The 26,132-nt window shown below is 69.3% G+C and carries 18 protein-coding genes and 1 tRNA gene; 12 read left to right on the forward strand and 7 right to left on the reverse strand.

Features of this window, described 5'->3' with window-relative positions; genetic code table 11:
- The first annotated feature begins 276 nt into the window (after positions 1-276).
- The 3 genes from ACIQ7H_RS12655 (at position 277) to truD (ending at position 2,561) form a co-directional block, all read left to right on the forward strand.
- Positions 277-954 (forward strand): SOS response-associated peptidase, encoded by a 678-nt coding sequence (locus ACIQ7H_RS12655; protein WP_395791987.1) that lies wholly within the window; start codon positions 277-279, stop codon positions 952-954.
- A gap of 84 nt (positions 955-1,038) precedes the next feature.
- Complete coding sequence (ispF, locus tag ACIQ7H_RS12660; protein ID WP_395791989.1) at positions 1,039-1,521, forward strand: 2-C-methyl-D-erythritol 2,4-cyclodiphosphate synthase; 483 nt, start codon at positions 1,039-1,041, stop codon at positions 1,519-1,521.
- Positions 1,518-2,561: a tRNA pseudouridine(13) synthase TruD gene (gene truD / locus ACIQ7H_RS12665; protein WP_395791991.1), complete on the forward strand. Its 1,044-nt coding sequence runs from the start codon at positions 1,518-1,520 to the stop codon at positions 2,559-2,561. Before ispF ends, truD begins: the two co-directional genes overlap by 4 nt.
- 334 nt (positions 2,562-2,895) lie before the next feature.
- Here the strand turns inward: truD and ACIQ7H_RS12670 are convergent, their stop codons facing one another.
- The 5 genes from ACIQ7H_RS12670 to ACIQ7H_RS12690 are packed head-to-tail and all read right to left on the reverse strand — an operon-like array spanning position 2,896 to position 13,402.
- The gene (locus ACIQ7H_RS12670) at positions 2,896-6,714 is read right to left on the reverse strand and encodes a DUF4132 domain-containing protein (protein ID WP_395791993.1); all 3,819 of its coding nucleotides are present in this window, start codon (positions 6,712-6,714) and stop codon (positions 2,896-2,898) included.
- Positions 6,701-8,845, reverse strand: coding sequence for a hypothetical protein (locus ACIQ7H_RS12675; protein ID WP_395791995.1), 2,145 nt, complete (start codon positions 8,843-8,845; stop codon positions 6,701-6,703). The genes ACIQ7H_RS12670 and ACIQ7H_RS12675 overlap by 14 nt, the downstream gene beginning before the upstream one ends.
- Positions 8,842-10,002 carry a VWA domain-containing protein gene (locus ACIQ7H_RS12680; RefSeq protein WP_395791997.1) on the reverse strand — a complete coding sequence of 387 codons (1,161 nt, stop codon included), beginning with the start codon at positions 10,000-10,002 and terminating at the stop codon, positions 8,842-8,844. The genes ACIQ7H_RS12675 and ACIQ7H_RS12680 overlap by 4 nt, the downstream gene beginning before the upstream one ends.
- Positions 9,999-12,293 (reverse strand): DUF5682 family protein, encoded by a 2,295-nt coding sequence (locus ACIQ7H_RS12685; RefSeq protein WP_395791999.1) that lies wholly within the window; start codon positions 12,291-12,293, stop codon positions 9,999-10,001. The genes ACIQ7H_RS12680 and ACIQ7H_RS12685 overlap by 4 nt, the downstream gene beginning before the upstream one ends.
- On the reverse strand, positions 12,290-13,402 hold the full coding sequence (locus tag ACIQ7H_RS12690; protein WP_395792001.1) for an AAA family ATPase: 1,113 nt from the start codon (positions 13,400-13,402) through the stop codon (positions 12,290-12,292). The genes ACIQ7H_RS12685 and ACIQ7H_RS12690 overlap by 4 nt, the downstream gene beginning before the upstream one ends.
- Positions 13,403-13,952: 550 nt before the next feature.
- On the opposite strand from ACIQ7H_RS12690, the gene ACIQ7H_RS12695 reads away from it, so the two are divergent.
- Complete coding sequence (locus ACIQ7H_RS12695; RefSeq protein WP_395792003.1) at positions 13,953-14,174, forward strand: hypothetical protein; 222 nt, start codon at positions 13,953-13,955, stop codon at positions 14,172-14,174.
- 518 nt (positions 14,175-14,692) lie between these two features.
- Here ACIQ7H_RS12695 and ACIQ7H_RS12700 read toward each other — a convergent pair.
- Entirely contained in the window at positions 14,693-15,703 is a 1,011-nt protein-coding gene (locus ACIQ7H_RS12700) for an AraC family transcriptional regulator ligand-binding domain-containing protein (protein ID WP_395792005.1), read from the reverse strand.
- 414 nt (positions 15,704-16,117) lie between these two features.
- Between ACIQ7H_RS12700 and ACIQ7H_RS12705 the strand changes: the two genes are divergently transcribed.
- The 4 genes from ACIQ7H_RS12705 to ACIQ7H_RS12720 all read left to right on the forward strand — a co-directional run bounded on the left by ACIQ7H_RS12705 (position 16,118) and on the right by ACIQ7H_RS12720 (position 21,944).
- On the forward strand, positions 16,118-16,264 hold the full coding sequence (locus tag ACIQ7H_RS12705; protein WP_395792007.1) for a hypothetical protein: 147 nt from the start codon (positions 16,118-16,120) through the stop codon (positions 16,262-16,264).
- Positions 16,265-16,332: 68 nt separating this feature from the next.
- The gene (locus ACIQ7H_RS12710; RefSeq protein WP_395792009.1) at positions 16,333-17,397 is read left to right on the forward strand and encodes an efflux RND transporter periplasmic adaptor subunit; all 1,065 of its coding nucleotides are present in this window, start codon (positions 16,333-16,335) and stop codon (positions 17,395-17,397) included.
- Positions 17,398-17,408: 11 nt separating this feature from the next.
- Positions 17,409-20,465 (forward strand): efflux RND transporter permease subunit, encoded by a 3,057-nt coding sequence (locus tag ACIQ7H_RS12715; protein WP_395792011.1) that lies wholly within the window; start codon positions 17,409-17,411, stop codon positions 20,463-20,465.
- A 3-nt stretch (positions 20,466-20,468) separates the two neighbouring features.
- Positions 20,469-21,944, forward strand: coding sequence for a TolC family protein (locus ACIQ7H_RS12720; protein ID WP_395792013.1), 1,476 nt, complete (start codon positions 20,469-20,471; stop codon positions 21,942-21,944).
- An 871-nt stretch (positions 21,945-22,815) separates the two neighbouring features.
- Here the strand turns inward: ACIQ7H_RS12720 and ACIQ7H_RS12725 are convergent.
- Positions 22,816-23,616 (reverse strand): SDR family NAD(P)-dependent oxidoreductase, encoded by an 801-nt coding sequence (locus ACIQ7H_RS12725; protein WP_395792015.1) that lies wholly within the window; start codon positions 23,614-23,616, stop codon positions 22,816-22,818.
- Between the two features lie 504 nt (positions 23,617-24,120).
- Between ACIQ7H_RS12725 and ACIQ7H_RS12730 the strand changes: the two genes are divergently transcribed.
- From ACIQ7H_RS12730 to ACIQ7H_RS12745, 4 genes are all read left to right on the forward strand, one after another.
- Positions 24,121-24,522: a group 1 truncated hemoglobin gene (locus ACIQ7H_RS12730; RefSeq protein WP_395792017.1), complete on the forward strand. Its 402-nt coding sequence runs from the start codon at positions 24,121-24,123 to the stop codon at positions 24,520-24,522.
- A 214-nt stretch (positions 24,523-24,736) separates the two neighbouring features.
- Complete coding sequence (gene tpiA / locus ACIQ7H_RS12735; protein WP_395792019.1) at positions 24,737-25,489, forward strand: triose-phosphate isomerase; 753 nt, start codon at positions 24,737-24,739, stop codon at positions 25,487-25,489.
- Between the two features lie 28 nt (positions 25,490-25,517).
- Entirely contained in the window at positions 25,518-25,976 is a 459-nt protein-coding gene (gene secG, locus ACIQ7H_RS12740) for a preprotein translocase subunit SecG (RefSeq protein ID WP_395792021.1), read from the forward strand.
- A gap of 62 nt (positions 25,977-26,038) precedes the next feature.
- Positions 26,039-26,123: transfer RNA gene (locus ACIQ7H_RS12745), tRNA-Leu, on the forward strand.
- Positions 26,124-26,132 lie beyond the last annotated feature (9 nt).

Genomic DNA, 26,132 nt, shown 5'->3' on the forward strand with positions numbered 1-26,132 from the left:
CAGCACACAGCACACAGCACACAGCACACAGCACACAGCACACAGCACACAGCACACAGCACACAGCACACAGCACACAGCACACAGCACACAGCACACAGCACACAGCACACAGCACACAGCACACAGCACACGCGGCGCAGCGCAGCCCACACCCTGCAGCTGACGGATCACAGCTGACAGATTACGGCGCACAGCCCACATCGCCCGACCCGGTGCCGATCTCTCATCGCCCTTCGCGCTAGCCTAGCCGCTCGCCCACCGCCGGGACCCCGCATGTGCGGTCGCTACACCAATGCCACCACCTGGGCCGAAGTGCATGCGGCGGCCTCGCCGCTGCCGGTGCTCGCGAGCGATGCGTCGCCCGGCATCGAGCTCAACATCGCGCCGACCAGTTTGGCCTGGGTGCTGCGGCTGGATGCCGAAGGCGCGCTGCGCGCCGCGCGGCTGCGCTGGGGCTTGGTGCCGGCCTGGTCGGAGACGCCGAGCACCGCGTTCTCGGCCTTCAATGCGCGGGTCGAGAGTGTGGCCGAGAAGCCCGTGTTCCGCGGCGCGTTTCGTGCGCGCCGCTGCCTGGTTCCGGCGTCGGGCTGGTACGAATGGCGGGACGAGACGGGCGGCAAGGTGCCGCACTTGTTCGAACCCGCGGCTGGCGGCGCGCTGCTGTTTGCTGGCCTGTGGGAGCGCTGGCAGCGGGGCGATGAGGCGGTCGAGAGCTTCACCATTCTGACCACCGAGGCGCGGGGCCAAGTGGCTGAGGTGCACGACCGCATGCCGGTGTTGGTGTCACATGCGGAGGCGCGGCAGTGGCTGGATCTGTCGGTGCTGGAAGCCGAAGCCTTCGCGCTTTCGCTGCATCTGGCGCCGCTCAAGGTCGAGCGCGGCCGCGCGCCGCCGGCTTCGCCGCGCAAAGCCCGGTCGACGCCGTTGCCGGAGCAGCCCGGTCTGTTCTGAGCTGTGCCCTGTTCCCGCGAGGCTTGCAGCCAGCCCCGGCCTGCACCACCATCCGCGCCCCGCATCGCAACCCAGGATCCCGCCATGTTCCGCATCGGCACCGGCTACGACGTCCACGCCTTCGGCCCGGGCGACTTCGTCACCCTGGGCGGCGTGCGCATTCCGCACGGCCGCGGCATCGTCGCCCACTCCGATGGCGATGTGCTGATCCACGCGCTCTGCGATGCACTGCTGGGTGCGCTGGCCTTGGGCGATATCGGCAAGCACTTCCCGCCCAGCGACGACGCCTGGAAGGGCGCCGACAGCCGCGGCCTGCTGCGTGCGGTGATGGCGATGCTGGGCGCACGCGGCTATGCGGTGGTGAACATCGACAGCGTGGTGGTCTGCGAGCGGCCGAAGCTGCTGCCGCACATCGATGCGATGCGCGCGAATCTTGCCGCTGATCTGGGCGTCGCGATCGACGCGGTCAGCGTCAAGGCCACCACCAGCGAGAAGTTGGGTTTCACCGGTCGCGAAGAAGGCATCGCCGCCCAGGCCGTGGTGCTGCTGCAGCAGGTGTCGGCATGAGCGCTGACCTGAGCCGCCCGCGCGCTTTGGGCCCGTCGGTGCTGAGCGCACGCATCCGCAGCGAGCCGGAGGATTTCCGCGTCGACGAGGTGCTGGGCTTCGAGCGCAGCGGCAGCGGCGAGCACCTGTTTGTCGAGATCGAAAAGCGCAGCGCCAATACCGCCTGGATCGCCAAGCAGCTGGCCAAGTGGGCCGGCATCGCGCCGATGGGCGTGGGCTACGCGGGCCTGAAGGATCGCCACGCCATCACCCGCCAGTGGTTCAGCCTGCACCTGCCCAAGCGCATCGCCCCGGCGACGCCGTTTGAAGACCCCGAGGCCACGGTCATCACCCAGATCTGGCACAACCGCAAGCTCCCCCGCGGCGCGTTGAAGGGCAATCGTTTCCGCCTGCGGCTGCGTGCGCTGGCGGGTGAACACGCGGCGATCGAGCAGCGTCTGGCCGAGATCGCCGCGCGCGGCGTGCCGAACTATTTCGGCGCACAGCGCTTCGGCCGTGAGGGCGGCAATCTTGATGCCGCGCGCAGCATGTTCGGCGGCCGTCGGGTCGATCGTGAGGAGCGCAGCATCCTGCTGTCGTCGGCGCGTTCGGCGATCTTCAACGCGGTGCTGGCCGAGCGGGTCAAACGTGGCGACTGGGAGCAGCTGGCGGAAGGCGAGGTGTGCATGCTCGACGGCAGCCACAGCGTGTTCGGCCCGGAGCCGATCACCCCGGCGCTGATCGAGCGCGCACGCCTGCTCGACCTGCACCCGACCGGCCCGCTGTGGGGCGCCGGCAGCCTGCGCAGCGCGGCCGAGCTGCAGGCGCTTGAAGCCTCGACCGCGGCCGAGTTCGCCGATCTCTGCGCCGGCCTCGAAGCCGCTGACCTGCGCCAGGAGCGGCGCGCGCTGCGGCTGCCGGTGCGTGAGCTGGCCTGGTCGTTCGAAGCCGATGATGCCCTGCAGCTCGAGTTCTTCCTGCCCGCCGGTGCGTTCGCGACCAGCGTGCTGGAGGCGCTGGGCGAAATCGAAGACGCCAGTGGGCGGCCGATGCCGAGTTGAGGCCACTCGCTGTCTGAGCGGCTGCAATCTCGCTGTTTCGGGGTGCTGTCGGCCCGCCGCGCGGGCGTTGATCCGCGCAACACAGCGAGCCCGGTGATCGCCCCGATGGCGCTGTGCTTTCGTCCGTGTCGGCGTTGGCGCGAGCTTGCCCAACTGCGTCGGCGTGCTTCCCGGACAGGCGATCTGCTGCCCTCCGCGACGCGGATGTTCGCCCGTGGCGCCAGATCGACCGAGCGTCCACTGCGTTGCCGACGCGGAGCAGGCCGCAAGCCTGCCCGACGCCGACGCAGGAGCGTCATCTACTGCAGCAGACGGGCGATCTTTCGGAACACCATCACTCCAGCAGCGGCGACAGCCGATCCAGATCGCGCAGCAGCTCGCTGCGGGCGACCGCGCTCAGGCTTGAGAACGGACGCAGGCCGGCGGCATCCCAGCTGCCGGACCTGCGCAGGGTGAGTGCGCCCAGGGTCTGCTTGGGTTCGTACTGGATATCGCCGACCACGGTGCCGGGGTCGAGCTCGATCTGTGCTTCCAGCCCGCCGGGCAGCTGCTTGGTGAACCAGCCGACCCAGCCGGCATCCTGTGCGTCGCCGTGGCGCCAGCCGCGGTGCTGCAAGCCGTAGGCACTGCCGGTGGCGATGCGCTTGCCCTTGAAGCGCTCGCAGCTGCTCTGGGCGAGCTCGCCCTCACTCATCAGCAGAACTTCGCGGCCGAGCTGCGGGAAGGGCTGCAGGATCTCGTAGTCGCTGAACACCTGGCCGAAGCCGGCCTGATCCTCCGCGCTGAGCTCAAGCAGGTGCGGCAGGCAGATCACCGCATCCGCTGGCAGCTCGAAGACGTCGTCATTGCGATCGGCGAAGCTTGAATCCTCGGCCACGCGGAACGCGCTGACCGCGCCATCGGTGCCGCGCACGCCCCACAGCAGACGCCGCGCCAGATGCCGCTGCAGCGGGTGCTGCACGAAGAACTGCAGGAACACGTCGGCCGGAAAACTGCGGCCGCTGCACATCGCCTGTTCCAGCCGCTGCAGCTGGGTGCTGGCGATCGACTTGGCGTCCTTCTTCAGCAGCTTCCAGCGCTCGCTGGCCGCCTGCGCGAGTTCGGCGGTATCGCTCTTGCCGGGCTTGGGCAGATCCTTCAGGCGCGCGCCACTGGCATCGAGTGCGAACGGCCGCAGCTGCTCGTCGAAGCCGACGGTGAACTGGCGCGGGCCGAAATCCAGCAGCAGGGTGCCGTGCTCATCCAGATCGAGATCCGGCACCAGCCGATCGGCCAGTTCTTCCGGGCTCAGGCCGCGCGCTTCGGCGATCGCTTCGATGCGGTCGGTGGCACGCTGCTGCAGGCCTTTGAACTTGGCCTTGTTGGCGATTGCGTTCAAGTTCATCAGGGCGAGATCGCTGCCGATCGCGGCCAGGATGTCGAGCCCGCTGACCGCGCGCGCGTGTTGCGCCTCGCCCGGCCATTCGCGGATCAGCGGGGTCAGCAGGCGCACGCACTGGTCGCCGCCGAGCAGGCCAACGGCAGTGAACGCCCAGTTGTCTTTGCTGGGTGCGCCGCTCTGGTACCAGGACTGGAACAGGTCCCAGGCGAAAGCATCCAGCGAGTCGGCGCTGCAGGCCTGCTTGACCTCATCCAGCCCGGCATAGGGCTCATCCAGCAGGGACACCTGCAGCATCGTGCCCAGCGCCGGCAGCACCTGCAGCGGCAGCCCATTGCCATCGTGCAGGCGCGGGCGCGCATAGCCGCCGGGCAGGAAGAAGGTGGGCAGCGGGCGTGGCTTCTGCGGCAGCAGCGCCAGCGGATCGATCGCGATCACCGCCGTCAGCAGGTCTTCGCCGGCCGCACCGAAGTGGCCGGCGCCGATCTGCATGCGTGCGCGCTCGGCGTGCACGGCCATCCAGCGCAGGCCGCGTTCGGCCAGCTCGATCTGCTTCTTGCCGGCGCCGGCCGCGCCGACCTGGGCCAGCAGGGCGGTTGTTGCAAGCTCGGTGTGCGCGCGCAGCCAGGCGGCGGCGTGCGGGCGCGAACGTTTGCCGGCCAGACCCAGCGCGGCGTAGCTGGCGACCGCAGCGGCGGCCAGCGGCAGCGCCGCCTGCAGTGCTGCATCCAGCCGCGAGATGAGGTAAGTCAGCAGGCCGGGCAGGGCATCGAGTTCGTGGTGGGCCAGCAGCGAGCCGGCGGTGGCGGAACCATCCCAGCTGTAGGAATCGAAGCCGGGCAGGCTGTTCCACAGCAGCAGCCGATGCTTGGGCGCCAGGCTGCCGAGGTGGTAGATCGCCCGGCTGCGGTAGTAGCTCGGTCGGCTGGCGCGGAAGCGCTCGATCTCCTCAAGGTGCGGCCCAAGGTCCGTGATCGCGCCCGAGACCAGGCCCGGCCGCAGCGCCGGCGGTATCGACAGCGACTCCAGCACCTGGGCGAGGCGGCCCTTCTGCTTGTTCGAGTCGGGGTCGGCCGCTGCATGCGAGGGTATGTCCTTCAGCCACTGCTCGCGCAGGCCCGTCGGCCAGCGCATGCAGGGTTCCGGCAGTGAACGATCGGGCAGGCTGGGGCGTGCAAGCTTCGGCTGCGGTTTCAGCCAGGGCGGATCGCGCAGCACCGCCGGCAGGGACTCCAGCGGCGCATCGCTGATGTTGACCAGCCGATCCTGGAGACGCCGCAGCGCATCCAGCGCAGCGCCCTCCAGGCCCTGATGCAGGGCCGGCAGCCATTGAGGGTGGGCGGCGAGCATGCGGCCAAGCCAGGCTTCGAGGCTCTTGTCGCGGCTGCTGGCGATTCGGATCGCCGCCGCGCGCATGGCCGCAAACGGCCAGGCTTTGGCGAACTCGTCGATGCCGCCGCGCGCTTCCTTGTGCTCGATGTGGGCCAGCAGCTCGGTGAACGCGGCGCTGTGATTGCAGGCCGCCAGCAGGTCGGCCAGCAGGCTGCGCGTGGGTGAACTGTGCTGGGTGGTGTACAGCTCGCCCAGCAGCGGGATCGCCGCTTCGCCGTGGCTGCGGATCAGGTTTACCGCCAGCCGCCGCACGTGATCAACGTGGTCGCGCAGGGCATCGGCGCGCACCAGTTGCTGCGCTTGCGCGAGGTCGAGCCGCACGCCGCTGAGCAGGGCGGCTGAGATGAAGTTGTGGGTGTTGGCGAAGTCAGCGACGCGCAGCGCATCGGCGACCAGCGCAGGTTCGGCGCCGAAGACCGCGCCGCGGGCGAAGCGCTCGAGTTCATTGGCGGGCTCGGACTGCAGCACCGCATCGCGGATCTGGGCGTAGTCGGCCTCGCTGCAGGCGGCGAGCGCCGCGTTGAACTCATCAAGGCCGGGCGCGCGGCTGAGCTGCCAGAAGTAGTTCTGCGCACCCTTCAGCTGCGGGATCGCCGCGAAGTAGCGCCGCAGCGCGAACTCGATGCCGTGCAGATGGATGCACAGCTCGATCACGCCCGGCAGGGCGGGCACGTTCTGATCATCGCTGATCACACAGCCCAGCTGCAGCGCGGCCTCCCAGCGCTCCGTTTCAGCCAGCTCAAGGCTGCCGATGGTGAACAGCGTGTTGATAGGGAATCGCTTCAGCACCGGCTCCAGGCCGTGGCCGGTGATCCCCCAGCGCAGCTGCTGCTGATTGGTGGCGGCGATCCGCCCAAGACGCAGCAGCAGGGCTTCGAGGCTGGGTGCTTCGGTGCTCAGCACTTCGCCGCGCTGTGCCGGCAGCGCCTTGCGCCAGCTCGATGTCCAGCGGAAGGCCCCGCTGGGTTCGGGTGGGGATTGTTCGGCTGCAGCCGCGTCGGCGCTGGCGATCGGGGCGTGGCCGACCACGTCGGCAGCGGGAGCATTCGCTGCGGTCACTGCGGCAGGCTCGGCCTCAGTGCTGACGGTGTCTGCACCGGCTGCCTTCGGCGTTGGCGCCGCGGGGGCTTTCGGGCTCGGTTTGACGGTGGCCGACGCGGGCGCGCCGCCACCTGCCGCGGCGACCTCCTGATAGCCCTTGCCGGTCTTCTCCTTGATCAGTTTGTTGACCTCGACCTCGGCCTGGGCGTCACTGGCTGCTGTCTTTTCGAGCGACTGGCCCTGGGTGCCGATGCGGCCATAGCGCACGGTGTAGGTGCTGCCGTCGCGCCCGACTTCCCAGAATTTCGAGGACTTGCCTTCAACCAGTTCAAAGCGACGCATCGTTGGCTCCCATGTGTTCATCAGCAGTGGCCTGTTCATCGTCAGGCATTGGTTCATCCGCATTCGCATCGTCGAAGTCGAGCGCGGCCAGCGCGTGCTGGGCGAGTGCCGACCAGCACGCCAGCTGCAGCAGCGCATCCACTGCCGGCTGCAGGGCCTCGCGACTGCCGCCCTGCAGCTGTGCGCTGTGCCCGCGCAGGGCTTCAAGCCGCGCGGTGACCGAGGTGGCGGCGATATTCGCATTGGCATGCAGGCCGAGCTCGCGGCTGCGTTCGATCAAGTCGGCCAGCCGATCGAGCAGGCCGCTGCGGCGCGCCAGACCATCGCGCAATGCCTCGCACAGCGCGTCGTCCAGGGCCTGCAGAAAGGCCGCCAGCGGGTCATTCGCTGTGCGTGCCGCGGCGCTCAGCCGCACGCCGGCCAGAGCGCCATCGGCAGCGCTGGCATCCGGCACCACCACGCCACCGGCGCTGAGCGCCCAGGGTTCGATGCAGAGGCTGCCGGCTTCGCGCTGCACGGTGCCGGCGACATAGAGCGGCGCGGAACTCGTCGCCGAATTGGCCCGCGCAAGCAGCACGCGGGCGATGGCATCGAGCGCACCCGGATTGGCCGCAGCGTGTTCGCGCTGCAGAATCCAGGCGGCACCACTCGGGTCGATGAGCAGCGCGTGCAAGCACTGCTGGCCCGGATCGAAGCCGACCTCGGCCACCTCTGCTACCTGCAGCACATGGAAGTTCGGCAGCGCGGTGCGCGCGGCCAGTGCCTGCGGCGGGGCGAGTTGCTGCTGGCGCAGGTACTCGGCCTGTGAGTCGATCCGCAGTGGCGCCAGCACGCGCGACCAGTCGCCATTCTGCGCGCCGATCGAGGCCTTGCCGGCGAAGCTCTGGCCCAGCTTGAGCTCGCCATTGGCGCGGCGTCGCGCGGTGGTGGTGACCAGCGTGCCGGCCGCCAACCTCGCCAGGCGCAGCGAGCCGGCCACGCGCTGCTGGTCGAGCAGGGCCAGTTCGCCGTGCGTGCTGTCGGCGGGACGCTGCCAGGTCTTGTGCAGGCTAAGCAGGGTCTGGGTATCGCAGTCGACCACCGCCAGGGTGGCGCGTCGATGCGGTCCATCGGCCTGAACGCGCAGGCCGAGCGAGATCAGGCTCAGCCGGTCCAGCGGGCTTTCCATCGCCTCGCCGATGCCGAGCACCGTGCGCGCCGACAGTTCACCCGTAGTCGCAGTGGCCGCGCTCATCCGCAGGCTGAGTTCGCGCAGCAGCTGCAGGCCTTCGCTCAACGCAAAGCGCGCGCTGCGCTGGCGGTAGCCGTCGAGCCAGAGTTCCAGTGCTTCCAGGCAGAGCGTCAGCCAGGTGGCGGCCAGCGCGCGGCTTGCGGCGAGCGCGGCGCTCAGCGCGGCTGCCGTCTCGGCGCGCTCAGCGGCGCCATGGGCCAGACCGTCCTGCAGCAGCAGACGCAGCAGCGGGAGATAGGGCGCAGTCGACAGTTCCGCGGCCTGCGCACGCGGCGTGCCGCCGAGCTCGATTGCGCGCCGCGCATCGCCGACTGGGCCGGCCTGGGCCAGCGCCAGCGCACCGAGCGCGATGTGTTCGCAGCGGCTCTGCGCGGTGCAGTCGCAGCGCGCGAAGGCGAGGTCGGCGCCGGCATAGAAGCGCACAGTGGCCTGCGGCAGGCGTGCGCTGTGAATCAGGCTGCGCTGGTCCGAGGCGAGGCTGCGCTCCAGCTCGATGCGGACGCCCTGGCGCAGCTCGCGTTCGACCCGAGGCCACAGCGAGGCCGCGGTCTGCGCCTGCACCTGGGCGAGGTCGAGGCTGCTGAAATCGGCTGCGGCCGGCAGTTCTGCGGCATCCGCATCGGCGGCCGTTGCTGCATGCTGCAGCACCACCGCGATCCGATGCCGACACAGCGGCGCGCCGCAGCTGCAGCGGGCGTCCTTCAGGCCGGCGCCGGGGGCGAACTCGGTGCGCACCTGGTCGGGAAACTCGGCGTGCAGATGACCGTCGACCTCGATGCGGATGCTCGGCACGTAGCCGCCTGCGAGCTCCTTCTGCGCACGTTTGACCAGGCCGAGGTTGGCCAGCTGTGCCAGCGCCTCGGGGGTCAGCTGGGCCAGATCCTTACGCTGCGCGCTCATCCGTTTCGCCTAAGCACTTCGGCCAGCCAGCCGGCCAGCTGGCCCGGCGTCATCGCGCCGACCTCGGCGCCGACCTCAACCAAGCGTGCCGCCATCGCGCGGTCGTAGGCCGGGGTGGCGTCCTGATCCAGCGCGGCCAGGCCCAGCACGCGGCTGCCTTGGGCCACCAGATCGGCGACCACGCGCACCAGCCGATGCTCGGGCCCACCCTCGTAGAAGTCACTGATCAGCACCACGATCGCGCGACGCGGCGCTTCGATCAGGTCGGCGGCGTAGCGCATCGCTTTCTGGATGTCGGTGCCGCCGCCGAGCTGGACCTTCATCAGCAGCTCAACCGGGTCGCTGCGCTCGTCGGTGAGATTCACCACTTGAGTGTCGAAGGCCAGCAGATGGGTGTCGATGCCGGGCAGGCGGCTCAAGCAGGCGGCGGTTACGGCTGAGTGGATCACGCTGGAGACCATGCTGCCGCTCTGGTCGACCACCAGGATGATCTGCCAGCGCTCCAGGTGGCGGGCGCTGCGGCTGTTGAACAGGGCGCGCTCGATCACCAGACGTCGGCGCTCGGGATCGTAGTGCTTCAGATTCGCGCGCAGAGTGGCGGCCGCATCGAAGTTGCGCGCGCTGGCATGGCGGGTGTGCTGACGCCGGTTGCGCACACCGCTGAAGGCCTGCTGCAGCTCGATCGCCAGCGCTTCGATCAGCTGCTGAACAACCTTGGCGACCAGCTCGCGCGCCATCGCCAGCACTTCGGGATTCATCAGGTGCTTGGTGTGCAGCACAGCTTCGAGCAGAGCCTGGCTGGGCTGGACCCGCTGCAGCACCTCCGGACGGGTGACCAGTTCGGTAATGCGGTAGTGCTCGACCGCGTCGCGCTCCAGCCGCTCGATGGTTTCGCGCGGGAACAAAGTGTGGACCTGGTTGATCCAGTCGGGGATGCTCAGCGCGCTGGCGCCGAGGTCGGCCGAGCGCTCGCGCTGCAGCAGGTCGCGGCCTTCGCCTTCGCGGCCGTACAGCCACTCCAGCGCGCGGTCCATCGCCAGGGTTTCGGCCGACAGCCCGCCGCCTTCGCCCGTGCCGCTGCTGCCGCAGAGTTCGTTGTGCGCGGCCTCGCCGAGCAGCAGGCGCCAGCGCTCCAGCGGCTGCAGCTGCGCGCTCACAGGCCGAACCTCGTCTGCAGTTGCGCCACCGCCTGCTGCAGGCGCGCGCTGCGCTGCAGGTCGTGCAGGCTGCAGGGCAGGCGCATCCAGTCGGAGCTGCCGGCCGCAGCGCCGCCGTGCAGGCGGCCGATATGGGCGGCGATCTGCGCGCGTTCGCGCGGCGGGAAGTAGTGAAACGCCTGGCGCAGCGCCGGCGCGGCCAGCAGGAACTCGTGATCGCTCATGCTGCCGATGGCGGCATCCAGTAGAGCCAACAGCGCCTGCGAGCGCGCGCATTCATTGCGCGCCAGCGCAAACAGGCCGAACAGGAAATCGCCGAGCTGCTCGCCGTGGGCGAAGCCGCGCGCGGCCACCAGCAGGGCCGGCTCGGCGGTGGCGGGCTCGGCCTGTCGCCACAGCACGGCAAAGCAGGCACCGCGTAGTGAGGGCGGTGCCTCCGGATGCGCGGCGACGCGGGTCACCACTGCCAGCGCACTGGAGATATCGAAGCTGTCGTCGTGCGCATCGGCGCACAGGCGGTCGATTAGATTGAGCGCATCGACATCGCCGGTCTGCGCCGGCTGGGTCGGGCCCGACAGCCCCTCCAGCAGCCACAGCAGTCGCGCCAGCAGTGCCTGCAGGGCGGGTTCCAGCAAACGCCCGTGGCCAGTCTGACCCAGTCCGACCGCATGCAGGGCCAGCAGACGCAGGCCGGCGCGGCCGAGCAGACCGTGATCGCCGCAGCTGTGCAGGGCGCTCTGCAGATCCGGCAGCAGGCCGGCGCCGAAGGCGTGGTAGCCGGCGCGCACCGCGTTGACGTAGAGCTCGGCGATCGCATCCACGCTGCGGCTGTCGCTGATCTGCTCGCTCAAGCAGCGCAGCGCGGCGGCTTCCAGGGTCGGGCCGTACGCGCCGGCCTCAATCAGGGCGGTGTGGCGCGCTTCGACGGCCTGCAGCTGCCACTGTTCCAGCGGCTGCTGGTCAGCGCCCTGCTGGCGCGCGGCGCCGGGCGCGCTGCTGCCCTGATAGTCGAAGCCGGGGATGCGCAGCAGCCGCAGCCGCCACAGGGTCTGTGCGCGGAGGTCCTGCGCGGGCAGGCGGCGATCCAGCTGCAGCGCCTGGGTGCCCTTCAACTGCTGCGCGTCGAGCAGGGCCTCGACTTCGGCCAGCAGCGGCGGCAGCGGCGTGCCCGGCGCGAGTTGGCCCTTGGCCTCGCCGGTCAGCGCCAGCAGTACCTCACGCAGGGCGGGGTCGTCCTGCATGCTCAATGCACCGCGCTGGGTCCACGGTGGCGGCGCGCTGAGCGCGTCCTGGCTGATCGCATCCAGCAGGCCGTCCAGCACATCGATGCGCATCGGCTGCGGATGTCCGCGCAGCCGCGCCAGCAGTTCGATCCGCGCATGCGCGGCGATCAGGGCGGCGGTGGACAGCGGCTGCCGCGCCGCGCGCCAGCGCTGCACCACAGCGCTGATGGCCCACTCGGCCGCAGCGACCGCGCCGTCGCGAAACAGCCGCGTGTAGTAGGCCGGAGACTGCATTCCGGCGGCGTAGCCAGACAGGGCTTCGAGCTGGCGCTCGCTGTAGGGAATCAGAAAATTGCCGTAGCGCTCGATGTTCGTCGGCACGCTCAGTTCAAGTTCGGCCTCACTGACATCAGCCACGGCGGCCAGTGCCTGCAGCAGCGGCCGTCGATGCCAGCCGCCGCAGACCACCAGCACGCGCTGTGCGCTCGCTGCGGCATGCGCGATCCAACGCGCCATGTAGGCCTCGCGCGCGAAGTCGCTGCTGTCGCCGGGCTCATCCGTGCGCAGCTCGTCGAAATAGGTCGCCAGCCGCACCTGCAGCTCGTCGGTCGGCATGGCCTGTTCGAACAGGTGATCCCACAGCGCGTCGACGCCGTCCATGCCGAAGCGCTGCGCCAGCGCCAGTTCGCGCGTGTGCTGGCGAGCGCGGGCCAGGGCCTCGCCCTGCAGCTCGGCCTGACCGCGCGAGCCGGGATGCCAGTACGGCAGGTCGATGAGTCGGGTGATCGCGCCGAGCGCCGCGGCCTCCTGCAGGGCGACCCATTCCGGCGAGCACTCGGCGAACGGCACGAATACGTGCTGGGTGTGGGTGGCACTGCCGCAGTAGCTGAAGATCGCGATCGGCGCCCGGTGCGCCGGGTTCTGCAGCTCGGCGATGCGCGGGTTGAAATCGCTGGGGCCTTCGATCAGCACACAGTCGGGCCGCAGCGCCTGCATGCGCGCGCGCACCAGCCCCGCGCAGGCCGGACTGTGATGGCGCACGCCGATCACTTCGATCTGTGCACTCATGCCGAGGGCAGGCGGTGACGCGCCTCGTAGAACTCCCGCCAGGCCGCACCCTTGCGCTTGCCGACCCGCTGTTCCAGATAGCGCCGCAGCTTTTTCAGATCCTCGGGGTTGTCCTTGACCGCGGTGCTGACCAGGGCCTCGACGATGTCGCCGGGCTGGCCGCTGTCGCCGCGCAGGTAATAGCCGCGCAGGCCGATCGCGTGGGCCACGCTGACCGCCTCGGCCGTGGACAGCACGCTGGAGAGTTTCTCCATGCCGCCGCCTTCGCCGTCGAGCCCCTGACGCAGCTCGCGGAAGCTGGTCACCAGCACTTCGATCACCTCATCCGGCGGGCTCAGTTCAACCCCGGACTGTTTCAGCAGCCGCGCGGATTCGCGTTTGACCAGGGCCAGCTCGTCTTCCAGTCGGGCGATCGGGAATACGGTCTCGAATGCGAACCGGCGCTTCAGCGCGGCGCTCATCTCGTTGACGCCGCGATCGCGGGTGTTGGCGGTGGCGATCAGGTTGAACCCGGGCCGCGCATGCACCGCGCCCTCGGCGCCGCTGAGCTCGGCGATCATCAGCAGGCGCTCGGACAGGATCGACAGCAGGCTGTCCTGCACCTCGGCCGGGCAGCGGGTGATCTCCTCGAAGCGGGCCAGCTTGCCTTCGCGCATCGCGGTCAGGATCGGGCCCGGCACCAGAGCGCGCGGGCTCGGGCCTTCGTTGAGCAGCAGGGCGTAGTTCCAGCCGTACTTGATCTGGTCCTCGCCGGTGGCCGCGCCGCCCTGAACGGTCAGCAGGCTGGTGCCGGACACTGCCGCCGCCAGCAGCTCGCTGAGCAGGGACTTGGCGGTGCCGGGCTCACCCACCAGCAGCAGGCCGCGTCCGCTGGCGAGCGTCACCATGCAGCGGTCGACCAGGCTCATCGGCACCATCAGTTTCGCCGGTCGGCCTTGCGCCTGATCACCGACAATAAAGCGTCGCACCGCGTGCAGGCTGAGTGCCCAGCCGGGCGGCTTCGGATCGCGATCGGTGGCGGCGAGCTCGGCCAGCTCGTCGGCGTGCTGCACTTCGGCGGGTGGACGTTGAACCGGGGCGTGTGCAGCAGCGGACGAAGGGCGAGCCATGGCTTGATCGAGCGGGGGAGGAGCTTGAATGGTAGCCGTACAGCACGACACGGTGGCGGCGGTGCCGCGCTGTGCGTCGCCGGTGCCACCGCGCTGAATCCGGCCGTAGCCATCTGTCACCGGGCGCGGGCCCGACGACCTTCCGCGGCTTCGCGAAATGAATGGGTGAGGTCGGTGGCCGTGAGATCGGCTGCCAAGCACCTCGGCACGGTCTGCCCTCGGACCGGAATCGTCCGGCGCCTTGATTGGTCGGCGCGGAACCGGTGGTCTGATGTTTGCATCGCAGATCTCGACCCGCTGCCTGCGGACAGCGCCCCGGCAGGGAAGCCTTGATGACCTGCGGGATGCCGGAAGCCTGTTGCGACCTTCTTCAGTCTGGCGGACCTGCTGACCACCCCGCCGAGGCGAGGAGTGGGGGCGGGCCCACGCCGCAAGCGGCAGTCGTGCCGACTGGACACCGCTTTCTGAGCGGTGGGCAAGCACGAGGTTCATCGCCGTGCTCAGTTCACCCAGATGACTCAACCGAACACCCCGAGGTTCCATGGAGCACATGAAGCTGGAAGGCCTTTCAATCAAGCAGCTCGAAACGCTGGAGCTGGCCGTTCGACAGCGTCGCGAATATCTCATCTATCAGGACCGCAAACGGGTCCGCGATCTGCTGATGGAGACCGCGCGCCAGGCGGGATTCTCCCTCTACGCCTTGTTCGACTTGCCGACACCCGGGAGCGCCCGCGCTTCCTCGACGCGCTTGCAGTACGACGCCGAGGACTGATCGCCACGTCAGCACGGCTTGGCCTGCGGTCTGGCTGGCAGGATGCAGGCGCTGAAAACGGACTCCGATCCAGCGGGTGCCGAACGAGACCCGATCGATGTGGCGCCCCGCGGGATTGTTTCATCGTGGATGTAATTCTGGCTGGCTATTCACAACGTTCCGTCCTCGCCTTGAAGAGGGCGTGCGGGCGTCGATGGCTGCGGAGAAAGTCAACCTGGGCCGATAGTGCGGTGCGGTTGGTGCAGAAGTGAGCCGGTATGCCCGCGGACGCGACCACTGTTCATGTCCCGAGCCCACGCACGAACGGCAGCTGCGAGTTCGTCTCCAAGAGCTTGAACATGAGCGAGCGAAGCGATGCACGACGAAGCAGGGCAAGCAACCGTGCTTCAGCACGAGCGCCGAGGGGGCCGCCGCGGTTCTCCAACAGTGGTGCACGTGGCGACCGAAACCACTGCAAGCCTGCCCGTGGACAGAACAAGGTCCCGCTTCATCCGGAGAAAGCAACGCAATGCGGATGCTCAGCGCGTGTTGGAATCCGGAGAGTCCAGGGCACGCTCCCTGAATCCGACGGGCAGCTCGCCCGACCAGCGCTTGAACGCGCGTCGGAACGCGCGCGCATCGGAGTAGCCGACCGCCTGCGCCACTTCGGCGATGGTGGTGCCGGGGCGGGCGAGCAGCTCTTTCGCCTTGGCGTAGCGGGCTGCGTCCGAGACGGTGCGGAAGCTGGTGTCGAGCTTGCCCAGGCGCCGGCGCAGCGTGCGTTCGCTGAGGTTGATGCGGGTGGCGAGTTCGCGCTGGCGCAGCCTCTCGCCGTCGCGCTGGGCCACGGCGGAGAGGGTTTCCACGAGATCGTGTCGGGCGCTGGGCAGGGCCACCAGATTCTCCAGCTGGGTGCGCAGCTGGAACGAACCGATCCGATCGAAGCTGGGCAGGCGCGTGCCGAGCCAGTGGCTGTCGAAGGTGAGGCGATGGGCGATGGCGCCAAAGCGCACCGGGCAACGGAAGTGCCGCGCATAGAGCGGCGAGGGGGCCTCGCAGTCGAAGGCGAACTCGACCCGCAGGGGCCGGAAGGCATCGCCCAGCAGCGCGCGCGTGATGGCGACGATGCTGGCGAAATCCTCCTCGACGATGAAAGCTTCGACCTGCGGATCGAAGCGCCGCGGATAGCACTCGAGGTGCACTTCCGAGCCCACGATTTCGAAGCCGTGGTCGACCAGCGAGCCCAAGCCGTCCTGATGGCTCATGCCGAACTCGATGACTTCGCTGAAGGTTTCGCAGGTGTAGAGCGCAAGCCCCAGCAGTCCCCATGAGGCCGGGGTCTGGCGCGCGCCACAGGCGATGGCCAGGCCCGGCTCCGGCAGCTGCTGTCGCGCACGTGTCAGCACCTGCCGGATCTGCGCCATCGACAGCGCGGCGCGTCCGTGGACGAGGTCGGCGTAGGTGAAGCCGAGCCCCATGCAGAGGCGGTCCGGGCTCAGCCCTCGCTCTTCGACAAGGGACAGCAGCGCCCTCACCACCAGGGGAACCACGTCCGCTCGAGTGAGCGGAAGGGGGAGGGTGTCAGTCGAGTCAGCGGGAGGGACGCGTGGTCGCATGGCGGGATGCCGGTCGCTGGTGGGGCGCTCGGAGTCTACGGCCGACGCAGGCGCGTGGGACCTTCGGGGTGCAGTCCTGGCCGCAAGTGTCCCGTGGTTGTCCTCTGCAGTCCTGCTGACACCAGACACGCGACGGGAGCCTGTCCTGGCCCGACCCCCAGCGTCTCTGCTCAGCCGTGCCCTTTGCTGCCGCATTCGTCCATCGCCTCTGCGGCTGGTGGTGTGCGGCGCCGATCCGCGCGTGTGCGAGCCCTCGGTGCAGGTTTGACGCACCCGCTGCAGGCCCAGGCACAGCTGGGGCGGAGGCGCAGCCCGCACACATCCTGGCTGCGCGAGGCTGCACCGCGCATGGCCACACGCTTCACCTTGCCCGCGGGCGAGGTGGCGCTGCTGCGGCGCGCCGGCCTCACCGTGCTGGAGGCGGACCCGGACTTCCGGCGGCTGCGCGAGCGCCTGTCCGGACAGGTCCCGCCAACGGCCGTTTCTGTCCCGTAACGGCGGCCCCGCCTACCTAGAGTGCGGTCCCGTTGTCCCCCTGCTCACAGCCATCATCGAGGTGTTCCATGGCTATCCGTCGGCGCGCATCGCGGGCCCTGTTGCTTCCCCTGCTCATCGCCGCCAGCGGCTTGGTGGGCTGCTCCAGCGAGGTGGAGCCGGCGCCGCCGGCGCCACGTCCTGCCCTGGTGGCGGTGGCGGAACCGGCCGCGAGCGAGGGCTCGGGCTTCACCGGTCTGGTGCGTGCCCGGCAGCGCGCGGCGCTGGCGGTCACTGTGCCCGGACGTGTGCTACGCGTTCACGTGGACCTGGGTGATCGCGTCGAGCGCGGGCAGGCGCTGCTGAGCCTCGACACCACGGCGGTGCAGGCGGCCGTGCTCGCCGCCGAGGCTGCGCTGGCGCAGGCCTCCGCGCTGGCGCTGGATTCGACCCAGCGCCTGGAGCGGGCCAAGGCGGCATCGGCCTCAGGGGCCGCCAGCCCGACGGAATTCGGCGCGCTCACGGCGTCGGCCGAGGCGGCCGCGGCGCAGGTCGCGTCCGCCCGTGCGGCGCTGGCGGAAGCGCGCTGGCGGCAGGCGCAGTCGCAGCTGCGCTCACCTATCGATGGCGTGGTTGCCGTGCGTCACGTCGAGCCCGGCCAGGCCTTGGCAGAGGGCATGCCCGCGATCGAGATCGACGGCCACGGCCGCGAGCTTGTGCTCGATCTGCCGCTGTCGATCGCGCTTGCGCTGGGCGATGCCGTGCGTCTGACGGGCCCCGATGGGGCGGCCGAGGGCAGGGTGGTGCAGCTCAACCAGCGTCTGGAGGCCGCAGCGACGCGTCGCGCAGTGCTGGCGATGCCCGACGCCGCCCGCGTCGGCGAACTGTGGACCCTGCATCCACAGGCCTCGGCGGGCGACGTGTATGTGCCTCTGCGCGCCGTGCAGCGGCAGGCGCCCGCGGGCACGCCTTTCGTACTCAGGCTGAGCGCGGACACCGGCGAGGTGTCGAGCGTGCCGGTCAGCCTCGGCGCAGCCCGCGGCCCGATGATCGCGATCCGCGAAGGGCTGCAGGTGGGCGAGCGCGTAGTCATTGCCGGCGCTTCCGCGCTGCGTGACGGCGATCGTGTCGTCGCTGTTGAATCCCTGCGCTGAGGCCTGCGTCCATGTCCAGCCTCTCCGAAACCGCGCTGCGTCGCCCGCGTTCCACCGTGCTGCTCACGCTGGCCCTTCTGCTCGCCGGCGTGTGGCTTGCGCTGGACTATCCCTCCACCGAGGAACCCCAGGTCACCATCCGCACGGCGACCGTGCTCAGCCTCGTGCCTGGCGCCTCTGCCGAACGCGTCGAGGACCTCATCGCCAGCCCGATCGAAGAGGCGATCCTGTCCATGCCGGAGGTGCGGCGCGTGCGCACCACGGTGCGCCCGAGCTTCGCGTTCACCTACGTGGATCTGCACCCGACGGTGCCGCCCGCGTCGATGCCGGACGTCTGGCAGCGACTGCGTTCGAAGATGAACGATGTCCAGCCGGGTCTGCCCGCGGGCACGCTCGGGCCGCTGGTCGACGATGAGTTCGGCCGCGTTGCGGTGCTGACCCTGGGGCTCGCTGGCGAGGGCTACGCCCCGGGCGAGCTGCGCGCGGTTGCGCGCAACCTGCGCGATCAGATCCAGCGCGTGCCTGGCGTCGAGCGCGTGACCCTGCACGGGGTCCAGGACGAGCAGGTGACCGTGCGCATCGAGCCCGCCACCCTGCTGGCGCATGGGCTTGCACCGACCGCGCTGGCGCGTGCCGTCGCCGAACGCAATGTGATGCTGCCGTCCGGTCATCTTGAAGTCGACGGCACCGAGCTCACCCTAACCGTCAGCGGCGACACCGACGAGCTGGCTGCCCTCGGCGCGACGCCCGTCGCCCTGCCCAAGGGCGGATACCTGCGTCTGGATGCGCTCGCCAGCCTGTCGCGCGAGCCCATGGACCCGCCGCTGACCGCGGCTTTCGTCGACGGCCGCGAAGCCGTGGTGCTTGCGGTGTCGATGGACCCGGGTCGCAACGTGATCTCGTTCGCCGCGGCACTGCGCGGCACGCTGGAGAACCTCAAGGCCACTCTGCCTGCCGGCCTCGATCTCGTGCCGATCACCGATCAGGCCGCCATCGTGAAAACCCAGCTCGGTCGCGTCGGGCAGGTCTTCGTTGAAACCACGCTGATCGTGATGGGCGTGGTGGTGCTGTTTCTCGGGCTGCGCACCGGCCTGATTGTCGGCGCGATCGTGCCGACCACGGTGCTGGGAAGCCTGGTGGTCATGCGCCTGCTGGGCATCGAACTGCACATCATCTCGATCGGCGCGATCATCATCGCCCTCGGGCTGTTCGTCGATAACGCCATCGTGGTGGCGGAGGACATGGAGCGCCGCCTCAGCCTGGGCGAGGATCGCGCGCACGCCGCCGCCGAAGCCGGCCGCACCATGTTCGTGCCGCTGCTGGTGTCGTCGCTGGCGATCATCCTGACCTTCCTGCCGCTGGTGTTGAGCAGCACCGAGACCGGCGAGTACCTGCGCAGCATGGGCATCGTGATGGCGATCGCGCTGCTGCTGTCGCTCGCGCTCGCGGTGACGGTGACGCCGCTGCTGTGTCAGCGCTTCGCCGTGCATCACGCCGAGCTCAGCCGCGCCGCCGCGGCGGTGGAGCGTCTGACCGGCTGGTATCGCGGCAAGGTCCGCTGGGTGCTGGCCCATCGTCGGCTCTACATCGGCGCGATGGTGCTGCTGCTGGTTGGCGCGGCTGCGCTGTTCACCACGGTGCCGTCTGAACTTATGCCCGCCTCGGAGCGGCGCCAGCTGCAGATGGGCATCGAGCTGGGGCCCGAGGCGAGCACCGTCGAGACACTGCGCGTGAGCCGTGCCGTGAGCGCAGCACTGAGCGACCGCGAGCGCTTTCCCGAGGTGGCCAGCCATGCGCTGTACATGGGCGACGGTGGCCCGCGCTTCATCCTCGCTCTGAACCCGCCGACCCCTGCGGCACATCGCGCCTATGCGGTGATCACCCTGGCCGACGGTGTGACCCACGAGCAGGCCGCGACGGCGCTTCGCGACCGTCTGGATACGGCGTTTCCCAGCCTGCGCTTCGAGCCCAAGCGCTTCTCGATGGGCTCCTCGGAGTCGGGCCTGGCGGTGTTCCGCATTGCCGGCCACGCCGACCTGAGCGCACACGCGGCGGCGGAGCGTCTGCTGGATGCGCTGCGCGCGGTGCCGGGCATGGTCGACGTCCGCAGCGACGGTGAGCATCCGATTCCGAAGGTGCGCGTCGAGATCGACCAGGACCGCGCCGCCCGCGCCGGGCTGAGCAGCGAGAGCGTGTCGAGGACGCTCGAACTGTTCCTGGCCGGCACGCCGATCGCACAGCTGCGCGACGGCGATACGGTGCTGCCGATCGTGCTGCGCGGCAACCCGGCTTTGCGCCAGGACGTGGCCGCGCTGGCGGCACTGCCGATGCCCACCGCCGACGGCGCAGGCAGTGTGCCCCTGGGCGCGGTGGCGGAGATCGCGCTGGACGTGCAGCCCTCGGTGATCCATCGCTACAACCAGCAGGTCGTGGTGACCGTCAGCGCCAAGCACGCGCGCATGACCGCCCTGGACGTGGCAGCCGCGGTCGAGACCACACTGGCCGAGCTCAAGCGCGACGGCATCGAGGTCGCACTGGGCGGCGAGATCGAGGAGAACAACGAGGCCAACGCGGCGATCGGCGCACTGCTGCCGGCCTGTCTGATCGGCATGTTCCTGCTCTTCGTCTGGCAGTTCGAAAGCCTGCGCAAGAGCCTGATCGTGATGGCGAGCATCCCCTTCGTCAGCATCGGTGCGGCGCTCGCCCTGGAGCTCTCCGGCACCACCCTGACCTTCGTGGGCACCCTGGGCCTGCTCGCCCTGGCCGGCATCATCGTCAACAACGCCATCCTGCTGATCGATGCCATCGACGAGGCGCGCGCCGCAGGCGTGGACGACGCGCAGGCGATCGAGGATGCCGCCTCGAAGCGCCTGCGTCCGATCGTGATGACCAAGCTCGTCTGCATCCTCGGCCTGCTGCCGCTGTGGCTGTTTGGCGGCGCGGTGTGGGAAAGCCTGGCCGTGGTGATGATGGGCGGGCTGGCACTCGGCACGCTGATCACCCTCGGCCTGATCCCGGCGCTCTATGCGCTTCTGTTCCGCGTTCCCCACCCTGCGAGCGAGGCTTGAGCCATGTCGAATCTCGACAGTTCCCTGCTGCGATCTGCCCTGGGCGTGGCCCTTGCGGCTGCCCTGATCGCTGTCACCGCCGGCTGTGCGCCGGTCCGGCCGCGACCCATGCTCGACTCGGCGGCCGAGCGCGTCGGGCTCGTTGGCCCTGAGTCTGACAAGGCTTCGACTCCGGTGAGTTCGCAGGCTGCGGTAGAGCGCTCACCGTGGTCCTTCGATCCACTGCTGGTGGCCCTGCTGCAGGCCTCGCGACAGAACAGCCCGGACCTGCAGGCCGCCCGCGCTCGGCTGGACGCGGCGCGCGCCGTGGCGGGCTTCGCTGCGCGCGGCCTGGCGCCCGCTGGTGGCGTGAGCGCCCAGCTCAGCGAGAGCCAGCTCTCGGTGACGGAAGCCGACCCCTACGATCAGGGCTCGCCGCGGCCGCCGCGGCGTCAGATCCTGCAGGCCGGGCTCGCGGTGCGCTGGGAGCTCGATCTGTTCGGACGCGTGGGCACCGCGCAAGCGATCGCCGCGCGCGGCGTCGACGCCGAAGCCGCTGCGCTGGCGGGGGCCGAAGCCCTGCTCGACGCCGAGATCGTCCGGCTCTACGCCCTGCGGCGCGAGCGCCAGTGGGCGCGGCGCTCGCTGGCCGAGGCGCTGCGTCTGTCGGAGCAGCGGAAGCGAGACACCGCGGAGCGACTGGCGGGTGGGCTCGCCGAGCCGCCCGAGCTGTGGCAAATCGAAGCCGAGCATGCGGCGCTGCGGGCCGAACAGGCTGCGGCCGAAGCCGAACTGCAGGCGGCCCGCGCGCAGCTGCTGGCTGCGGTCGGCCTCTCACCGCTGCTCGATCATCCGCTGCGCGAGCGGCTGGAGGCTTCCGCCGAGCCCGGCGCGCTGCCGGACCTCCAGGACTACGCACTGCCGCCGGACTTTCTCGATCGGCGCCCCGACGTGCGCATGGCCGAGGCGCGCCTGCGCGCAGCGATGGGCGAGACGGTGTTCGCCGAGCGCGCGTCCTGGCCGTCGCTGACTCTGCTGGGTTCGCTCGCATCGGTGGCCCTGCCGGGCCAGTTCGGCGAGGCCGCCACGCGCTCGCTGGGGATTGGCCCCGCCCTTGAATGGAACTGGCTCAGCTTTGGCCGCAACCGGCTTCGCGAAGCGGCTGCGCAGGCGGGTGAGCAGGCACTGGCCGCGGAGTTCGAGGCCACCGTGCTGCGCGCCGTCGCCGATGCCGACGGCGCTGCGCGCGCCTGGTATGCCGCGCGCAGTGGCTGGGAAGAAGCCGTAGACGCAGCCCGCCTTGCGGAGCAGGCGCATCTGCGCATGCAGAAGCGTGTCGATGCGGGGCTCGACGCCCGGGTGTTGGGCCTCGGCGCAGCACTGGAACTGCGCGCCGCCGAGCGGCGTGCCGTGCAGGCGTGGGCCGAGGCGCTGGCGGCCTACGCAGCGCTGAAGCTGGCGCTGGGCGTCGACACGGCGGCGGATGACGGGCATGCATGAAGGCGAGCGCGAAGTGCCAGATGCGTCCGCCGCGCTCTCGCCTGATTCGATCGGGCAGTCGGAGGCATTTGCTCCCGCGCCTGGATGCGCGGACGTGCCGCAGATCGACAGCGCGGACGATGCGGTCGGTCAGGGCGCCTTGATGGCGAGTTCCGATGCTTCCAGTGGACGCGCCGAGCCGTCCTGGCCGATCCGATGGGGGCCGAGACGCTGTCGGCGCAGTCGCGTTAGGATCGCGATTCCGGCCCTGACGAATCCGGTCGAGGGCCCGGCTTCGCCGGTTGAGCTGGAATCCTCCGCCCGCGGGTCCGCTGCGTGAGCGTTGGCCGATCCGACCACAGAAAACTGAGCCCGGCCGGCTGCGAGCCTTCGACTTTCGCAGCACCGCTAGCGCGGAGCGGAGTCGATGTCGAACCTGTTGATCATTCCTATGGCCGCGCACATCCTGCTGGCGGCACTGCTTTGCGCCACGCTGACCGCGGGGCGCGCCCACGGTCAGCGTGCATCGACCGCCGCGCGGGCGGGTCGAATCCGTTTGCTGCGATCTAAGCGCGGTTGAGCGCCAACCTGTCGAACCAGTCCGAGTGGCCGCTGTTGTTTCACAACCAGAGCGCCAAGTCCGCACGGTGGGAGGCATCGAGTGGCAGGCGGGCACAGCTTATTTCGCGCCCCGCGATGGCCCGTCGACCGCATTGAGCAAGGAAGGCATCGAAACGCGGCATGGCATTCATGCGGGCATGCGGCGTCGGCGTTCACAGGCCTTCCGGCCTCGGGCATGCGGTGCCGATGACCTGCAGCGCGCAGCGTGGCCCGCGCGATCAACGAGCTGCGCGGCCCGGGCTTAGGCCTGCGTCCCAGCTGCGAAGGCCGGCTAGTCCAGCGATCGGAAATCGCGCGAGCGCTTCTGCACCAGGCGCAGGGCGATGCTGTCCGGCAGGCATTGGGTGATTGCCTTGATCAAGCGGTTCGCGCGGCCGGTCACGTGCACAACCCGGCCCGCTTCCAGCGCGTCGATGCCTTCGCGCGCGACATCCTCGGCGCTCATCCACATCCAGCGCGGCATCCGCGACACCTGCGGCCGGGTGCCGGTGATGTCGTGGAACTCGGAATACGTGAACCCCGGGCACAGCGCGCTGACGCGGATTCCGCGGTCGGCGTTCTCCAGCGCCAGCGATTCGGAGAAGCGGATCATGAAGGCCTTGGCGGCCGCGTACAGGGTGTGTCCCGCCGAACCGGGCATGTGGCCCGCCAGCGAGGCGACATTGAGGATCGAGCCCGACTGCCGCTGCTGCATCGCCGGCAACAGCCGCCAAGTGAGTTCGCAAACCGAGTGGATCATCACCTGCAGAAACCGCGCGTGGGCTTCCCAGCTCGGCACGTGGTATGCGCCAGGCTGGCCGTAGCCCGCATTGTTGACCAGGGTTTCGACTTCCAGTCCGCGACGGGCCAGCTCGGCCACGATCGCTTGCGGCGCGGTCGGATCCGACAGGTCCGCCGTGATGATCTCCACCGCCACCTGTGGCGAGAGTTCGTCGGCGAGCGCCTGCAGTCGCTCGACTCGACGTGCAAGCAGAATCACCGGCTGACCGCGACGCGCGTACTCACGCGCCAGAGCCGCGCCGATGCCCGCGGAAGCGCCGGTGATCAGGATGTAGCGGAGCGTGCTGTTCATGCGGCCGGAGTCTACCAGTCAGCGTGAAGGCGCCGCCGTCATCACGGTCTTTGCATGGTCTTGATGTCGATTGCGCTTCGTTGAATCCATCCGTCCGATGCCGACCGACGAGCTCAAGATCGACAAGAGCTTCGTGCTTGCTTTGACTCCTGGCGGCGCCGATGCCGAGATCGTGCGCATCGCAGTCGAACTGGGGCACAGCCTGGGCTTGAGGTGATCGCTGAAGGCGTAGAAACGATCGAGAGCCTGCGGGTACTGCTCCGGGTCGGGTGCGATCTGGGGCAGGGCTGTCTTTTCAGCCGTCCGATCGATCAGAAACGCTGCGGCCGTGGCCCCGCGAGTTCCGCTTTCCGCTGCTGGATGAGCGGAGCTCGCCCTGATGCAGACCCGGCATCGGCTTGCATCAAGAGGTGTTCCATGAGCGCCGAGCGCGCGCGCCGACGGAGCCATGGAGGTGGATCTCGGCGGCGCACTTCGTGTGCGGCTGCGCTGTTCGGCGCGCGCATGTTGCTCGCTGGATGCGCTGCGGGTGCGACGTCGCGCACGCCCGACCCGCGTGTGTTCGACGCACTGGGTGGCGCGCTTGGCATCGAGCGCATCGTTGACGACTTGTTGATCTCCATCAGCGAAGACCCTCGCATCAGCCACCATTTCGCGGATACCAATGTCTCGCGGTTGCGCGGCAAGCTTATCGAGCAGTTCTGCTCGCAAAGCGGTGGTCCCTGCATCTACACCGCCGACAGCATGCAGGCGAGCCACGCCGGCCATGGTTTTGCCGACGCGGACTTCAACGCCCTGGTCGAGTGCTTGCAGCAGTCGATGTGCGCGCAGAAAGTGCCCTCCGCTGCCCAGAATCGGCTGCTGGAGCGGTTGGCGCCAATGCGCGCAGACATCACCTACCGCTGATGGAAGAGTTGGCATACCTTCGGCGGTCGCGAACCAGGGCCGGCAGTTCTGCGGCGATGGGACAGGCTGCGGCCTCCCCGTCCTCGCGGTGTGTAAGGCCCGGAGCGGATGAGTTGGTTTTGAGCCAGCTGCGCCAATTTCAGATGCCGCGTATTCTCAGCGCCCCGCGCGCGCTGGCACCTGCGCCGCTCCCCTAGAGATTGGAGAACCACGCATGCGCACGCCGATCGTCGCCGGCAACTGGAAGTTGAATGGCTCAAGATCGCAGGCGCGCGGCTTGGTCGACGAGATCGCTGCGGGCGCTCCGAATCAAGGCGTGCGGTTACTTGTGTTCCCGCCAGCGGTCTACTTGGCAGAAGTGGTCGACGCCTGCCGCGGTTCGCTGCTCGGGGTGGGTGCTCAGGATTCGAGTGAACATGCCAGTGGCGCCTACACCGGCGAAGTTTCGGCGCGGATGCTTGCGGACATCGGCGTCGGCTGCTGCCTGGTCGGACACAGCGAGCGTCGTGCCTACCATGGCGAGAGCTCGGCACTGGTGGCGCGCAAGGCTCGGGCGGTACTGGATGCTGGTTTGCGTCCCATCATCTGTATCGGCGAAACCCAGGCGCAACGCGAAGCGGGGGCGACCGAGGCTGTTTTGCTGGAGCAGCTCGCGCCGGTTCTGACGTTGGCGGCGCAGTCAGCGGGCGAGATCATCCTGGCCTACGAGCCCGTCTGGGCGATCGGCACCGGGCTCACCGCCACTCCGCTGCAGGCGCAGGAAGTCCATGCCTTCATCCGTAGCCAATTTTCCGCGATCGATGCTAATATGGCGAACTCGCTTGCCATCCTTTACGGAGGTAGCGTGAAGCCCGACAACGCCGCCATGCTGTTTGCGCAGCCGGACGTCGATGGCGGGCTGGTGGGTGGCGCCTCGCTGGCGGCCGCCGACTTCCTCAGGATCGCGGCGGCTGCCGTGATCCGCTGAAGCCAATCAAACTTTGCCGCCGGGTCCCATGTCCTCAACCGTCCTCACTCTCGCGAACATCCTTTACGTCTTGGTCTCTGTGGCCATGATCGTGATGATTCTTTTGCAGCGCGGCGCCGGTGCGGCCGCAGGTTCGGGTTTTGGTGGTGGTGCGTCGGCGACCGTGTTCGGTTCGCGCGGTGCTTCAAACTTCCTTTCGAAGTCGACCGCGATTCTGGCAACCCTGTTTTTCATCATCAGCCTCGGCATGGCGATGTATGTGACCCGCGGCGGCTTGCCGGCGGCCACGGATGATCTCGGTGTGATGGGTGCGGCTGTCCCGACGGCTGCGCCGCCGGTAGACGCACAGATCCCACCGTCAACCGCCGCGCCGGCGGCAAGTGCGATTCCGGCCGCGGATGACGCAGCTGAAACCACCGCGGAAGCGCCTGTCGAAGCGGTCGAAGCAGAGCAAGTTCCCCCGTCGGAGGGTGATTCGGGCGAGTGATCGCCTGATACAATCCGACTCCTGTTGCGGCAAGCACACAGATGCTTCTTCAACAGTCCCTGGCCCAGGTGGTGGAATTGGTAGACACACTATCTTGAGGGGGTAGCGGCGTAAGCTGTGCGGGTTCGAGTCCCGCCCTGGGCACCAACATTCTGG

Source organism: Aquimonas sp. (assembly GCF_044377145.1).
Lineage (GTDB): Bacteria > Pseudomonadota > Gammaproteobacteria > Xanthomonadales > Xanthomonadaceae > Aquimonas.

Bases quoted from the DNA above. Each gene is read 5' to 3' on its own strand.
- tpiA (WP_395792019.1), top strand. From the start codon at position 24,737: ATGCGCACGCCGATCGTCGCCGGCAACTGGAAGTTGAATGGCTCAAGA.
- ACIQ7H_RS12710 (WP_395792009.1), top strand. From the start codon at position 16,333: ATGGCTATCCGTCGGCGCGCATCGCGGGCCCTGTTGCTTCCCCTGCTC.
- truD (WP_395791991.1), top strand. From the start codon at position 1,518: ATGAGCGCTGACCTGAGCCGCCCGCGCGCTTTGGGCCCGTCGGTGCTG.
- ACIQ7H_RS12685 (WP_395791999.1), bottom strand. From the start codon at position 12,293: ATGAGTGCACAGATCGAAGTGATCGGCGTGCGCCATCACAGTCCGGCC.
- secG (WP_395792021.1), top strand. From the start codon at position 25,518: ATGTCCTCAACCGTCCTCACTCTCGCGAACATCCTTTACGTCTTGGTC.
- ACIQ7H_RS12675 (WP_395791995.1), bottom strand. From the start codon at position 8,845: ATGAGCGCGCAGCGTAAGGATCTGGCCCAGCTGACCCCCGAGGCGCTG.
- ACIQ7H_RS12695 (WP_395792003.1), top strand. From the start codon at position 13,953: ATGAAGCTGGAAGGCCTTTCAATCAAGCAGCTCGAAACGCTGGAGCTG.
- ACIQ7H_RS12730 (WP_395792017.1), top strand. From the start codon at position 24,121: ATGTTGCTCGCTGGATGCGCTGCGGGTGCGACGTCGCGCACGCCCGAC.
- ACIQ7H_RS12705 (WP_395792007.1), top strand. From the start codon at position 16,118: ATGGCCACACGCTTCACCTTGCCCGCGGGCGAGGTGGCGCTGCTGCGG.
- ACIQ7H_RS12670 (WP_395791993.1), bottom strand. From the start codon at position 6,714: ATGCGTCGCTTTGAACTGGTTGAAGGCAAGTCCTCGAAATTCTGGGAA.
- ACIQ7H_RS12720 (WP_395792013.1), top strand. From the start codon at position 20,469: ATGTCGAATCTCGACAGTTCCCTGCTGCGATCTGCCCTGGGCGTGGCC.
- ispF (WP_395791989.1), top strand. From the start codon at position 1,039: ATGTTCCGCATCGGCACCGGCTACGACGTCCACGCCTTCGGCCCGGGC.
- ACIQ7H_RS12725 (WP_395792015.1), bottom strand. From the start codon at position 23,616: ATGAACAGCACGCTCCGCTACATCCTGATCACCGGCGCTTCCGCGGGC.
- ACIQ7H_RS12655 (WP_395791987.1), top strand. From the start codon at position 277: ATGTGCGGTCGCTACACCAATGCCACCACCTGGGCCGAAGTGCATGCG.
- ACIQ7H_RS12715 (WP_395792011.1), top strand. From the start codon at position 17,409: ATGTCCAGCCTCTCCGAAACCGCGCTGCGTCGCCCGCGTTCCACCGTG.
- ACIQ7H_RS12690 (WP_395792001.1), bottom strand. From the start codon at position 13,402: ATGGCTCGCCCTTCGTCCGCTGCTGCACACGCCCCGGTTCAACGTCCA.